This is a genomic window from Bacillus sp. FSL P4-0334 (assembly GCF_038004825.1).
In the GTDB taxonomy this organism is placed as follows: domain Bacteria; phylum Bacillota; class Bacilli; order Bacillales; family Bacillaceae; genus Bacillus; species Bacillus velezensis.
The window spans coordinates 744,746-757,687 of the sequence record NZ_JBBORX010000001.1 but is presented as its reverse complement, the minus strand read 5'-3'; the positions used below and the strand labels follow the sequence as shown (position 1 = coordinate 757,687).

At 45.2% G+C, this 12,942-nt stretch carries 12 protein-coding genes; 5 read left to right on the top strand and 7 right to left on the bottom strand.

Annotated features, from left to right (window positions below; all coding sequences use genetic code 11):
• Window positions 1–7 precede the first annotated feature (7 nt).
• Genes dltB through NSQ37_RS03905 form a run of 3 tightly spaced genes read right to left on the bottom strand, consistent with a single transcriptional unit; the run spans window position 8 to window position 2,862 of the window.
• Complete coding sequence (gene dltB / locus NSQ37_RS03915) at window positions 8–1,189, bottom strand: D-alanyl-lipoteichoic acid biosynthesis protein DltB (RefSeq protein ID WP_012118762.1); 1,182 nt, start codon at window positions 1,187–1,189, stop codon at window positions 8–10.
• Window positions 1,186–2,697, bottom strand: a complete 1,512-nt coding sequence (gene dltA, locus NSQ37_RS03910; protein WP_076424732.1) for a D-alanine--poly(phosphoribitol) ligase subunit DltA — start codon at window positions 2,695–2,697, stop codon at window positions 1,186–1,188. Before dltA ends, dltB begins: the two co-directional genes overlap by 4 nt.
• Before the next feature lie 15 nt (window positions 2,698–2,712).
• Window positions 2,713–2,862, bottom strand: coding sequence for a teichoic acid D-Ala incorporation-associated protein DltX (locus tag NSQ37_RS03905; protein WP_003150882.1), 150 nt, complete (start codon window positions 2,860–2,862; stop codon window positions 2,713–2,715).
• Between the two features lie 443 nt (window positions 2,863–3,305).
• On the opposite strand from NSQ37_RS03905, the gene NSQ37_RS03900 reads away from it, so the two are divergent.
• From NSQ37_RS03900 to NSQ37_RS03890, 3 genes are all read left to right on the top strand, one after another.
• On the top strand, window positions 3,306–4,241 hold the full coding sequence (locus NSQ37_RS03900) for a 1,4-dihydroxy-2-naphthoate polyprenyltransferase (RefSeq protein ID WP_003150884.1): 936 nt from the start codon (window positions 3,306–3,308) through the stop codon (window positions 4,239–4,241).
• A gap of 131 nt (window positions 4,242–4,372) precedes the next feature.
• Window positions 4,373–5,005, top strand: coding sequence for a GTP pyrophosphokinase (locus NSQ37_RS03895; RefSeq protein ID WP_015418501.1), 633 nt, complete (start codon window positions 4,373–4,375; stop codon window positions 5,003–5,005).
• Window positions 5,006–5,264: 259 nt separating this feature from the next.
• Window positions 5,265–6,125: a glycosyltransferase family 8 protein gene (locus NSQ37_RS03890; RefSeq protein WP_041482227.1), complete on the top strand. Its 861-nt coding sequence runs from the start codon at window positions 5,265–5,267 to the stop codon at window positions 6,123–6,125.
• A 55-nt stretch (window positions 6,126–6,180) separates the two neighbouring features.
• Here NSQ37_RS03890 and NSQ37_RS03885 read toward each other — a convergent pair whose 3' ends face one another.
• On the bottom strand, window positions 6,181–7,926 hold the full coding sequence (locus NSQ37_RS03885; RefSeq protein WP_335433093.1) for a S8 family peptidase: 1,746 nt from the start codon (window positions 7,924–7,926) through the stop codon (window positions 6,181–6,183).
• A gap of 161 nt (window positions 7,927–8,087) precedes the next feature.
• Between NSQ37_RS03885 and celB the strand changes: the two genes are divergently transcribed.
• Window positions 8,088–9,422, top strand: coding sequence for a PTS cellobiose transporter subunit IIC (gene celB / locus NSQ37_RS03880; protein WP_007407728.1), 1,335 nt, complete (start codon window positions 8,088–8,090; stop codon window positions 9,420–9,422).
• Between the two features lie 28 nt (window positions 9,423–9,450).
• On the opposite strand, the gene NSQ37_RS03875 is transcribed toward celB, so the two are convergent.
• Window positions 9,451–9,834 (bottom strand): VOC family protein, encoded by a 384-nt coding sequence (locus tag NSQ37_RS03875; protein WP_341123240.1) that lies wholly within the window; start codon window positions 9,832–9,834, stop codon window positions 9,451–9,453.
• Between the two features lie 94 nt (window positions 9,835–9,928).
• On the opposite strand from NSQ37_RS03875, the gene NSQ37_RS03870 reads away from it, so the two are divergent.
• Entirely contained in the window at window positions 9,929–11,116 is a 1,188-nt protein-coding gene (locus NSQ37_RS03870; RefSeq protein WP_326161309.1) for a class I SAM-dependent rRNA methyltransferase, read from the top strand.
• Between the two features lie 82 nt (window positions 11,117–11,198).
• On the opposite strand, the gene NSQ37_RS03865 is transcribed toward NSQ37_RS03870, so the two are convergent.
• Window positions 11,199–12,041: a DUF2268 domain-containing protein gene (locus NSQ37_RS03865; RefSeq protein WP_326133998.1), complete on the bottom strand. Its 843-nt coding sequence runs from the start codon at window positions 12,039–12,041 to the stop codon at window positions 11,199–11,201.
• Window positions 12,042–12,087: 46 nt separating this feature from the next.
• The gene (locus NSQ37_RS03860; protein WP_099567293.1) at window positions 12,088–12,849 is read right to left on the bottom strand and encodes a MerR family transcriptional regulator; all 762 of its coding nucleotides are present in this window, start codon (window positions 12,847–12,849) and stop codon (window positions 12,088–12,090) included.
• Between the last annotated feature and the right edge of the window lie 93 nt (window positions 12,850–12,942).

Below are 12,942 nucleotides of genomic sequence, written 5' to 3'. Positions count from 1 at the left end.
ATCTCCTTTAGTGATGAAATGGTTTTCCTGAGAAAATATAAAATCCGAAACATACGAAATGGAATGTGATGACGATGGCTAAAAAGGCCGTAAAACGATTGGCGGGCAGCCACTTGTATTTCTTATTCCATTTCTCAAAAAAGTTATACCCGGTCATTAATACGGCGTGGTACAGGCCGTATACAATATATTGCAGGGCGAGTCCGTGCCAGACGCCCATCAGCATGAACAGCAGGAAATACCCGATGTTCGAGACGGCCATCCGGTTCTTTATCCATTTTTTCTTTGTCATCCAGAAAACAAAGCGCATAAATACGTAGTCTCTGAACCAGAAGGATAAGGACATGTGCCAGCGGTTCCAGAAGTCTTTAATGTTTTTGCTGATAAACGGCTTATTAAAGTTTTCCGGAGATTTGATACCCATGATATAGCTTACACCGACGGCAAACATCGTGTAACCCGCAAAATCAAAAAACAGGTACAAGCTGTATCCGTACATGTACAGCACATTACCCCACAGTTTGCTGTGGGTGATATGAGACAGATTCATAATGAAATACGTGTTAATCGCATATCCGATAATGAATTTGTATAAGAAACCGATAAAAATTTTATGAATGCCGGTATACAGTAAATCAGCGTATTCTCCCTTTGTCCATACTTTCTGTTCGTCCTTGGCAAATCTGCGGTATCTGTCGATCGGACCGGAAGAAATGGTCGGGAAAAACATAATAAAGTACAAAAGGCGGTGAAGCGGCATTTTTTCTTTAATCAGTCCGTCTCTCGTTTCCATGATCAGCTGGACGCCTTTAAATGTCAAATAAGAAATTCCTAAGAAACTGATCAGGTTATGAACCGGGTGATGAGGCGCCGGCGGAAAGAAAAACGGCCATAATTTAGATAAAAACAGGGGTAAAATGGACGCGATCACGGCCATACTGAAGACAAAGCCGCTGTTGGCTTTCAGTCTGTAAGCGAGATAACCCCTGATTAAAAGCACCTGCCACAGCGTAAAGATACATAGTGCGATCACGCCGTGCAGATCATGCGCGAAAATCAAAGCCAATACGATGATGGATATAAACATGTTGTATCCTTGGAATCTCTTGCCGTTCAGCCCTAAAATAATCGTCGGCAAAAGAAGGATTCCAAGTAAGATAAAGAAGAAAAACGAGCTGTAAGGCGTCATACAAGAACCTCTTCGCCAATGCGTTTACGGTCGATTTTTCCGTTCGCAGTCATTTGAATGTGATCCTGATAAATGAATTTTCTCGGAATCATGTAGGCCGGAAGCGAAGCGGCCAGTTCTTTCTTAATGGCGCTTGTCAGCTGGAATTCTTTTTCAAAATCATGTTTTTCAGGCACGATGGCGGCAATTAAATATTCGACAGGTCCGTTAGGCTGATACGGGATGACAACCGCCGTGCGCACATATTGAGACTGCCTTACATGTACTTCGATTTCCTCCAGCTCCATGCGGTAGCCGTGAAGCTTAATCTGGAAATCAAGGCGTCCTTGGCAGAAAATCTGACCATCCTGAACATAACCGGCATCACCCGTGTGATATGCCCACTGGCCGTCGATCGGGAAAAACGCTTTTTCCGTCAGAGAAGGTTCTCCGAGATAGCCTTTGCTTACGCTCGGGCCCGCGATGATGATTTCCCCTTTTTCTCCGTCCGGAAGCTTATTCCCGTTTTCATCCATGATGAAGATATCCATATCGGGTTTTGCAAAACCGACAGGCAGAGATTCATTTTCATCGATGATCTGCTGCGTGATTTCAACGGAGGTGACGGCAACCGTTGTTTCAGTCGGGCCGTATGTATTGAATACGCGGGCCTTCGGAAAACGGTTTAACAGCTCCTGTGCCACGGCAGCCGGAAGCGCTTCTCCGCAAAACATAAATACTTCTGCCTCAGGCAGGAGCTCCTGCGTAAAGCCGGGGTCCATCAGACACATTTGGACGAAAGACGGCGTCGATGTCCAGACGTTCAGTTTGGATTTCTCCAGCTCTTCAAATAGTACTTTCGGTTTATTGATTTTGTCTTTCGTTACGCAGTGCAGCGTACCTCCCGTTTGAAGCGACGGGAAAATGTCCATGACAGATAAATCAAAAGAAAACGGAGCTTGGTTTAAGAATGTCTTACCCTCGCCCACAGGAAAATCCCTGCAGATCCAGTCAGTGAAGCTTTGCAGGTTATCAGCCGATATCTGCACGCCCTTCGGATTTCCCGTGCTGCCGGACGTGTAAATAATGTAAAACGTGTCCAGCTCTTTTACCCAGTTCTCACGGCTGAGGTCTGCATCTCCGTCAGCTGCAAGCTCTTCGGGCGTAACGGTTTTAATCAGATTGCTTCCCGTATCGACTGCATCGCCCGATACGGTGATAAGCAGCTCTGCGCCTGAGCTTTCAATGATTTTGACGATCCGCTCCGCCGGAATGGAAACATCGACAGGGATGTAAGGGCGGCCCGCTTTGACGCTTCCTAAGAAAGAAACGATCATATTCGGCTCCATATGTCCGTAAACCAGGACAGGCGCTTTCGAACCGTCAGCTGTATGTTTTTGAATGCCGGACGCAACCCGCTCCGACAAATCCCATAATTCCCCGTAAGTGAGGGAATGATCTAAGGAACGAAACGCTTCGGCCTGCGGCTTGGCGTCTGCGTATGTTTTTATAGCATCAAGTAGTTTCATAGTTATCCTCCCCGATTAGAAATCGTTGTAAATATAAGTGCCGGTATTCGCTGTATGAAATCCATACATCCAAAAGAGCAATACTAATATCAGAAAATAAAAGCCCGTATGAAACGTCCATTTGATCAATGTATTTTCATAAGCACGTTTTAATTTTTGCATCATATTCAAAATTCCTTCCCCGCGTATTCAATAATTACACCAGTATATGACGATTAGATTAACAAAAAGTTTCAAAATATGTCTAATATCCTAAGCTTAAAATTTCCTTAAAAATGAATGAGAAACAAAAGGATGGAAAACACGCATGTATAAATTGGCAAATGATCATACTAAAAAGGCGCTGTTCAGGCGGGATTTTTAACTTATCGTAAATATAAACGAGGTAAAAAAATTTTGGCGGCTTTTTCTTAAGCAGGCTTGTGCCGAACCCCAATGGAGAAGGGCGAAAAGCCGTTTCCGGCAGGATAGCCGATAAAGCGCCGCATCTTGTGAAATGAGGAAGAAATTATTATGATAGATAAGGTAGCAGAAAACGTGAAAACCCCAATTCAACACTACTGTTATCGGCTGACTGTGAAAGCCTTTTAATAGAAAGGAAGAGGAAAATGAATCAAAACAATATGGGGGGCAGCCAAAAGACGCCCGAGAAAGAAAGCATGGGCCGCATTTTGTGGCAGCTAACCCGCCCTCATACATTGACGGCATCGTTTGTGCCCGTACTTCTCGGCACCGTATTGGCGATGTTTTACGTAAAGGTTGATTTCCTGCTGTTTTTGGCCATGCTGTTTTCCTGTCTTTGGATTCAGATCGCCACGAACTTATTCAATGAATATTACGATTTTAAACGCGGTTTAGATACGGAGGATTCCGTCGGTATCGGCGGAGCGATCGTCCGCCACGGCATGAAGCCGAAAACAATTCTGCAGCTGGCGCTCGGCTCTTATGCGATTGCCCTCGTGCTCGGTGTTTATATCTGCATGAGCAGCAGCTGGTGGCTTGCGGCTATCGGCCTTGCCGGCATGCTGATCGGCTATCTGTATACGGGCGGCCCGCTGCCGATTGCGTATACACCGTTCGGGGAACTGTTCTCCGGCATTTGCATGGGCTCTGTATTTGTTCTTATTTCTTTCTTCATTCAGACAGGCAGAATTAATGAACAGAGCATTTTGATTTCCATCCCGATCGCCATCTTGGTCGGAGCCATTAATCTGTCCAACAATATCCGTGATATTGAGGAAGATAAAAAGGGCGGACGTAAAACCCTGGCCATTTTGATGGGGCATAGAGGGGCCGTTATGATACTGGCCGCATCTTTTGCCATCGCTTACATCTGGATTGTCGGTCTTGTCATCATGGGTTACACAAGCCCGTGGCTGTTCCTGGTCTTCCTGAGCGTGCCGAAACCCGTTCAGGCCGTGAAAGGCTTTGTGAAAAACGAAATGCCGATGAACATGATTATTGCGATGAAATCAACGGCGCAAACCAATACATTCTTCGGATTCCTGCTTTCCATCGGGCTCCTGATCAGTTATTTCCGCTGATCAAATGAAAGGGCAAATGCCATAACCGGCATTTGCTTTTTTTTATGACATAATCTTCACGATTTTGTAAAGAACCTGACCGCGGACTGACCCGTCTTATATACGGACAGCAAAGCAAGGAGATGAAAAAAATGGACTTGTCAACAGCCCATATGGATGATTTGAAAACGGTCATGGAAGATTGGAAAAATGAATTATTAGTTTATAAATTCGCTTTAGATGAGCTGGATACGAAGTTTTCTATCATCAGCCAGGAATATAATCTGATTCACGGGCATAACCCGATCGAGCATACAAAATCACGCGTGAAAAGTTTTGAGAGTATCGTCAATAAACTGATGCGCAAAGGCTGTGATGTGACGACGCAGGAAATGAAAGAGCATATTCATGATATTGCGGGTGTCAGGATTATCTGTTCCTTTATTTCCGATATTTATAATGTCGCTGAGGTTTTGAAGCAGCATAAGGACCTGAAGATCGTAAAGGTGAAGGATTATATCAAACAACCGAAGCCGAACGGCTACCGCAGCCTGCATTTGATTATTGAAATTCCCGTTTATTTGACGAATCGTGTGGAATATGTGAAGGCGGAAATTCAAATCCGCACCATCGCCATGGATTTTTGGGCGAGTCTTGAACATAAAATTTATTACAAATTAAATAACGAAGTCCCAAAGCATCTGACCGACGAGCTGAAGGAAGCGGCGGACATCGCCCATTACTTAGACGAAAAGATGCTTGGGATTAAGAAAGAAGTCGATTAAACGATTGACGCATCACAACCAGCCGGACCGCTTTTATATGCAGTCCGGCTGGTTGTTTTTATGTTTACGTGTTTTCGCTTTCCTGCGCGATATATTCTGACGATGATTCAGGCTGAAATCCTGATTGAATTTGAACAGGGAATGCAATAGATATCAAATCGCAAACAGCACATTCCCGCAGAAAAAATGTGTAAGATCGAGGTTTACTTTTTAAAAAAAGGGAAAGACATTTGTACAACAAAAAGGGAGATGAATATCAGTGGGAAAGAATGAAACAATGCATATCGTATCATGTGCCGATGATCATTATGCTCGTCATTTGGGTGGGATGTTCGCTTCTTTATTGATGAATATGGATAAAACAAGGGATGCGAAATTATATGTGATTGACGGCGGAATTACTGCCGAAAACAAGGACAAGCTTGAACAGACCGCGATGTCATTCGGGACGCCGCTTGAATTTTTAGAAGTAGACGCTGATCAATACAAGCATGCAGTCGAAAGCAGCCACATTACAAAAGCGGCTTATTACCGCATTTCCATCCCTGATTTAATTAAGGATGAGTCCGTAAAGCGGATGATTTACATTGATTGCGATGCAATTGTGATGGAAGATATTTCGGTTTTATGGGACTTGGATATTTCCCCGGCAATAGTTGCGGCGGTAGAAGACGCCGGACAGCATGAAAGACTGAAAAAAATGAATATCAGCGACACTGCCAAGTATTTTAATTCCGGTATTATGATTATAGATTTCGAACCTTGGAGAAAACAAAATATTTCCGAAAAGGTGATTGATTTTATTAACGAAAACAGCTCGGAGGATTTTCTCGTGTTTCATGATCAGGACGCGCTTAACGCGATCTTATATGATCAATGGCATGAACTGCATCCGCGCTGGAACGCGCAGACGCATATTATCATGAATGAGAAAACGCCTCCTGAACTGATCGACCGTATACGTTACAGAGAAACACGTGCCGAACCGGCCATCGTCCATTTCTGCGGCAGTGACAAGCCTTGGAATACAGGCACCTCGCACCCGTATCGTGATCATTATTTCCGATATATGTCCTATACGAAATGGAACACGATCGACCGCCCGGCCATGAACCAATAGGCAGGTGTGATGAAACGCTTGTGAAGCCGTTATCCGGCTCATAAGCGTTTTTTTGCTATTTCACCCGAATCGCACGCACGCGTTTTTGCAGGCTGGTCTTTTCGGCAGACGGCTTCAATCGGCTGACTGCCGTTTGCGCCGCTGATTTTGCTTTTTTCGTCTTGGTTTTTTCAGCCGTTTTTACTTTGTCTCTAGCCTGCTGCCGGTTGAGTTTATCTTTTATCCGGTCAAGCCGTTTTTCCAGAGCGTTTTTTTCTTTTCCCGGCTGGATTTCGCTGACTGCTTTTTGGGCTTTTGCGGTGCTGGCCTCAGAGGTCTTTTTTTCCGCCTGCTTGACGCTGGCCTCAGCTGTTTTCAAAAGGCTTGAGTTGACAGCGTTAAGCCGCTTTTGCAGCCCTTTTTTCTCTGAACCGGCCGGTAATTTGCGAATGGCGCTTTGTGCGGCATTGACGGCGGTTTTTTTCTTTTGTTTTTCGGCAGTCCGGACTTTGTATCTTGCGTCCGTCACATTTCTTGCCGTCTGAACTTTATTGATCCGGGACTCGAGAGCGGTTTTTCCCTTTGACTTGGACAGCTTGCTGACGGCAATTTTTGCTTGATTGATATCTGCCTGTTTTTTCGTCTTTTCCGCTTTTATTACGGCCCGTTCGGCATAGCTCTTTTGCTTTACATGATATTGCACCAGGCCGTACCCAAATCGGCTGTCACGTCCGGGAGCGCCCAGATCTTTGACGTTTTGCTGCATCTGCTGCCGGAGCTGTGTATTTGTTTCCTCGGGATATTTCTGCCTGAGCAGCGCGAACATGCCGGTGACGTGGGGCGCGGCTTGAGATGTGCCGTCAGCCGTGGCGTACATTTGGTTCAGATACGTGCTCGTAATATTGGTGCCGGGTGCGGTAAACTCAATTTGTTTTCCGGTCGTGGAAAAAGCCGCGAGCCCGTTTTTTTCAGTTGACGCTGAGACTGCCGTTACGCTGCTGTAGGCACCCGGATAATTGACGGGTTTTTTGTTGCCGTCGTTTCCTGCGGCGGCTACGATCACGATTCCTTTTTTGTATGCTTTGTCTACGGCGTCGTGAAGAATTTTGCTGTCTGCGTTAGTTCCGAGGCTCATATTGATGATGTCCATTTTGTTGGCGATCGACCAGTCGATCGCTTTAAGAAGGCTTTTAAGATCCCCTGCACCCTTTCTGTCTAATGCTTTAACCGCATATAACCGGACATCCGGCGCGATGCCGTCAATGCCGTCTCCGTCATGTTTGGCCGCAATGATTCCGGCGACATGCGTCCCGTGTCCGTTGTCATCTTTGTATGAGGAAGTATAGCTGACTGCGGAATAGCCTCCCGCAATGGACAGATCATCATGAGGATAAATGCCGCTGTCAATGACAGCCACTTTCACCTTTTTTCCCGTCAAGCCTTCTTTCCACGCCTGCTTGACCTGAGTCGGTTCTATATCCCATTGCGGCAGCGCGTAACTGCTGCTTTGGACCGCTGATAACGGGCGGATATCAGAACCGCCTGCTGCCTGAAAGGATACATTGTCTTCTACATATAAGATGTCAGGGTCCTGTTTCAGGTCTTTCACCGTTTGTGAATCGGCTGACACGGCGACTGCCGGGAGATGCTGATAGGTCTGTTCCACATCCGCTCTGCTGTCTATGGCGGATTCCTTGCCGTTTTGATTTTTGTACACCACGATAACGTCCCGGTCGTGCGTCTCGGCGTGCGCGGGCGCCGCGGCGGAGAACAGGCCGGCGCACAAGGCCGCGGCCATTATCGGTTTCAGGGTGTGATACATTGTGATTCCCCCTTTTTCTTTATATATCGGCAGTGCGGAATTCTTTTTTTCCTGAGGGATAAGGAAAATTTCTGTATGCAAATGTAAGCGTTTCCAAAATATGATGGAGAAAATGCTTTAAGACATCTGCGCAATGAACTCAAAAAGGGGGTTTTTGATAAATGAGTACGTTCAATCGGGTCATGGAAGAAAAAATCATGCCTGTCGCCGGAAAAGTCGCCGGCCAAAGGCACTTAAGAGCTTTGCGGGACGGCATTATTTTGACTATGCCGCTTATCATCATCGGATCGGTTTTTCTGATTCTGACGAGTCTTCCGATTCCCGGTTATGCCGATTTTATGGCTGGTCTTTTCGGTGAAAATTGGGTTGAAAAGCTCGGGTATCCCGTGAATGCGTCCTTTGATATTATGGCGCTTGTCGCCGCCTTTGGGATTGCCTACCGGCTTGCGGAAAGCTATGAGGTGGATGCCCTGTCGTCGGGAGCCATTGCCCTTGCCGCCTTTTTATTGGCGACGCCGTATCAGATTCCGTTTATTCCTGACGGCTCGGCAACAGAGATTATGGTGGGAGGCGGCATTCCGATTTCGCTGCTCGGAAGCAAAGGTCTGTTTGTCGCGATGATCATTGCAATGCTGTCTACGGAAGTGTACCGGTTTATCATACAAAGAAATATCGTCATTAAAATGCCTGACGGAGTGCCGCCTGCGGTCAGCAAATCGTTCGTTGCGCTCATCCCCGGTTTCATTATTATTACGCTTGTATGGCTGGCCCGTCTGTTTATTGAAATAACTCCTTTTAAAAGCCTCCACAATGTCGTAGGCGATCTGCTGGGCACCCCGCTGTCTATTCTGGGCGGGAGTCTCGGCGGAAGTCTTATCGCCGAATTCGTGCAAATGCTGCTTTGGTCGTGCGGCATACACGGCGCGTCCATTATCGGCGGCGTCATGTCGCCGATCTGGTACGGGGCGATGGACGCCAACCGTTTGGCTTTTCAGGCGGGAGAAGCGCTGCCGAGCATTTTTACGACACAGTTCTTTCAAATATGGATTAATGTCGGCGGAAGCGGAGCGACGCTTGCCCTTGTGCTGACCATGCTTGTGCGCTCCAGAAGCAAACAGATGAAACAGCTCGGCCGTCTCGGCATCGGGCCCGCGATTTTTAACATTAACGAACCGATTATTTTCGGGATGCCGCTCGTCATGAATCCGCTATTAATCGTGCCCTTTATCATTGCGCCGCTCTTGACCATTACGGCGACGTACATCGGGATGAGCACGGGGATGGTGGCAAAACCGGCGGGAATCGCCGTGCCGTGGACGATGCCGCCGCTGATTTCCGGTTATTTAGCGACGGGCGGGAAAATCTCCGGTTCGGTCATGCAGCTGATCAATCTCCTGATTACATTTATCATCTATTATCCGTTTTTCCGAATTTGGGATCTTCAAAAATGGAGAGAGGAACGGGCGGCGGAACAAAACGTCACTGAAGAAACATAAAAAAAACGGGCGCTTTCGCCCGTTTTTTTTAACGCTGGAAAAATTCAATCCATTCGCCGTCAGGTCCTTCAATGTAAAAGTAGCGGTACCCGTTCGGAAGCGTCGTGATTTCTTTATCGATAAATACGGCGCCCTGACGCTTCGCATGCGTGAACTCCGCCGCGATATCTTCAGTTAATAAAGCGAAGTGGTGGACTTTTCCTTCTGCGGGAAGCTCGCTGCTGTAGCCCTTGATCAGCTCAATTTCTGTCTCCGGCCCTTCCTGAAAGCCGAGAAAGGCAAGTTCAATAATGCCGTTCGTATGAGTGATACGATCCTTTAACTGCATACCGAGAACGTCTTGATAAAAGGCGATGGATGTTTCAATATCTTTGACCATAATGCCTGTATGGTCGATTCTTTTGGCTGTCATGGTTTTCCCCCTGTTTTGAATTTTTCGGGACAATGCGGTGTTGATCATGTTTTATGGTACGATAAGAGAAAGCAAAACGAAAGAGGAATGCACAATGAAGCTACTTACAGTGAAAGATACATTTGCCGGAAAGCTGAAAAAAGGATTCCCCCTGATTGAAAAAGACGCTCTGTCCGGAAGCTCTGCTCATTTAACAGAGGGCGATCTTTTTGATGTGACATCCGAGAAGGGTGAGTTTATCGGAAAAGGCTATTACGGTTTGCAGAATAAAGGAGTCGGCTGGGTGCTGTCACGCGCGAGAGATGAACGGATCGACGGACGTTTCTTTCTGGACAAGCTGAAAAAAGCGGCTGAAGCAAGAGCCCATCTGTTTAAGGCGCCCGACACGACGGCGTTCCGGCTGTTCAACGGTGAGGGCGACGGCATCGGCGGCGTCACGATTGACTTTTATGATGGTTATCTGCTGATTCAATGGTACAGTAAAGGCATTTACGCTTATAAGGACAGCATGATTGAGGCGATTGACGGACTGGAGCTTTCTTATAAAGCGATCTATGAAAAGAAACGATTCGATACTGCCGGGCAATACGTGGAAGACGACGATTTTGTCAAAGGCGAAAGAGGAGATTTTCCGGTCATTGTTCAAGAAAACGGCATACGGTACGCGGTGGATTTAAACGACGGGGCGATGACGGGCATTTTCTTAGACCAGCGTCATGTGCGCAAAGCGATTCGGGACAAGTATGCAAACGGCAGACGGGTGCTGAATACGTTCTCTTATACGGGGGCATTTTCCGTTGCGGCGGCGCTTGGAGGAGCTGAGAAAACGACCAGCGTCGATGTCGCCAACCGCAGTCTCGCAAAAACGATTGAACAGTTCAGCGCCAACGGAATTGATTATGAGGCGCATGACATTAAAGTCATGGATGTTTTCAAATACTTCGGCTATGCGGAGAAAAAAGGGCTGGAGTTTGACCTCATCATCCTTGATCCGCCTTCTTTCGCCCGCACAAAAAAACGGACGTTCAGCGCGGCGAAAGATTATAAAAATCTGCTGAAGGAAACGATCGCCATCACCGCAAAAAACGGCATCATCGTCGCTTCGACAAACAGCAGCGCCTTCAATATGAAGAAATTTAAAGGCTTTATAGAGACCGCCTTTAAAGAAACAAATGAGCATTACGACATTTTGGAAGAATACACGCTTCCGGAAGATTTCAAAACGATTCCCGCGTTTAAAGAAGGGAACTATTTGAAGGTTGTTTTCTTGCGGAAAAAATAGAATGACCATTTATAGCGTGGAAAGAGGGGAAAAGAAAACCCTCTTTCATCGCGTTAATACGGGATAAAATAATCTTCATATCTTAAAGAAACAACCCGCTATTACTTAGTATCTCATCTGTGCTAAGTAAAGTGGCCTCACTAATCCCCACATTGTTGGCTTTCATGAAGGATTGCACCGCTTGGTAGCCAACCGCATAACCTGCAAACGGTGATAAGCCGACAGGCTGATAACCTTGTTCGGCTGCAAAGGTGTCACCAAACATGTAACTGCTGACCTCAGCAAACCCTTTCTTATTTAACGAGTCTTTGATGATTTCTTTTGAGTATTCTAAGTCTTCTTTTTCAAAAGAAGTAACCCAAGGACCTAACAGAGCTTCTCCGTAAAGTTCTTTGGCAAACGATTCTGCCAACCCCTCTATAATTAAGTAATCACCAACCGTTACGTTCCCATAATCCCAATTGAAATACGAAAAACGAATATTATGATGAAATTCATGTGCGATTACAGCAGGCAGTCTCGGTATGTTATAAGAATTGGGGAATATTGAAACTTGAATAAATCCCGGAATTCCTCCGAATCCACAATACCCTCTATGTAACTCAAGCTTTTTTTGATTGGCCAGATACATCCCAAACCTTATTTCATCAGCATTTATTTTTAAGCGGTTTTGTTTGATAAATTCTACACAATGAGTTAAAGTGCCATATGCAATTTGAAGAGCTTGAATTTCTTTTAAATTCTCTAATGCTTTTCTTCCGGTTTCCGTATCAAATATGCTCAGATAGCCCAGCATATTTGTAGCCATGATTACATCATATCCGTTAGGTTGCTTTGCCTTTAAGGGAACATTCATCTTTTTCCACATATCTTCAAAAGGTTTCATCATTGAATACCGATAATAATCTTCTCTATTTTCAATCATTGAAAATAACGTTTCGTATTGCCCAATTGTATCCTCGATAATGATTTTAATGGGTACCACCCTTTTTTTGATGATCTATATAAATTGTAATGGCATCACTCATGAGCTTCGCCAACCCTTCACCATACTGATCGATGTTCTTAGTGAAGCGTTTATCTTCAATATAGAGTTGACCTAATCCGTAAAAGGCATCAAAAGAATATTCACCAAAATTTTCATTGAGAAAATCAAACCACTCTTTGATAGCTGTTTGTACGTCTGGGGACTTGGGAGATTGGTTAATAAGGAGTGCAAATTTATTGAACATTGCAGTCCACTTATCAGATAAATCTTTTTGCTCACCATCAGTCATGTTTTTCAATCTAATATTTACCTTATCGACAGGTTGATCACCCCACCGTTTGCGAGCTTCTTGTTCATAAAGATTATGATTGAAGTTCATTCCCTCAAACCGCTCTTTGTTCGTCATGCTAATCTCTCCCATCAAATGTTTGATTGATTTATCGATGGTTTCAATCATTTTATCGACTCTATTCCGTTTCTCAATCAACATTTTCTTTTGTAAAATTAATGCCTCCCTTCGGTTAAATGAAGGACTATTAATGATTTCTTTAATCTCTTTTAAGGAGAAATCGAGCTCCTTGAAAAATAGTATCTGCTGCAGCTGTTCAAGATTCTCTTCAGAATAAAGCCGATAACCGGAATCGGTCGTTTCCTGAGGAGTCAATAATCCGATTTGATCGTAATGATGGAGAGTACGTATGCTTACTCCAATCAGTTCAGCTACTTCTTTTACTTTCATACCCATCACGTTTGCCGCCTCCTTAATGGCTACTCTAAAGTATTACGCAACGTAAGAGTCAATAGTTGGTTAAAGATTTTTTGTATATAAAGTAAGAAC

Coding starts and splice junctions, on each gene's coding strand:
- NSQ37_RS03865 (WP_326133998.1), bottom strand. CDS start 12,041: ATGATTGAAAATAGAGAAGATTATTATCGGTATTCAATGATGAAACCT.
- dltB (WP_012118762.1), bottom strand. CDS start 1,189: ATGACGCCTTACAGCTCGTTTTTCTTCTTTATCTTACTTGGAATCCTT.
- NSQ37_RS03895 (WP_015418501.1), top strand. CDS start 4,373: ATGGACTTGTCAACAGCCCATATGGATGATTTGAAAACGGTCATGGAA.
- NSQ37_RS03860 (WP_099567293.1), bottom strand. CDS start 12,849: ATGGGTATGAAAGTAAAAGAAGTAGCTGAACTGATTGGAGTAAGCATA.
- celB (WP_007407728.1), top strand. CDS start 8,088: ATGAGTACGTTCAATCGGGTCATGGAAGAAAAAATCATGCCTGTCGCC.
- dltA (WP_076424732.1), bottom strand. CDS start 2,697: ATGAAACTACTTGATGCTATAAAAACATACGCAGACGCCAAGCCGCAG.
- NSQ37_RS03870 (WP_326161309.1), top strand. CDS start 9,929: ATGAAGCTACTTACAGTGAAAGATACATTTGCCGGAAAGCTGAAAAAA.
- NSQ37_RS03875 (WP_341123240.1), bottom strand. CDS start 9,834: ATGACAGCCAAAAGAATCGACCATACAGGCATTATGGTCAAAGATATT.
- NSQ37_RS03885 (WP_335433093.1), bottom strand. CDS start 7,926: ATGTATCACACCCTGAAACCGATAATGGCCGCGGCCTTGTGCGCCGGC.
- NSQ37_RS03905 (WP_003150882.1), bottom strand. CDS start 2,862: ATGATGCAAAAATTAAAACGTGCTTATGAAAATACATTGATCAAATGG.
- NSQ37_RS03900 (WP_003150884.1), top strand. CDS start 3,306: ATGAATCAAAACAATATGGGGGGCAGCCAAAAGACGCCCGAGAAAGAA.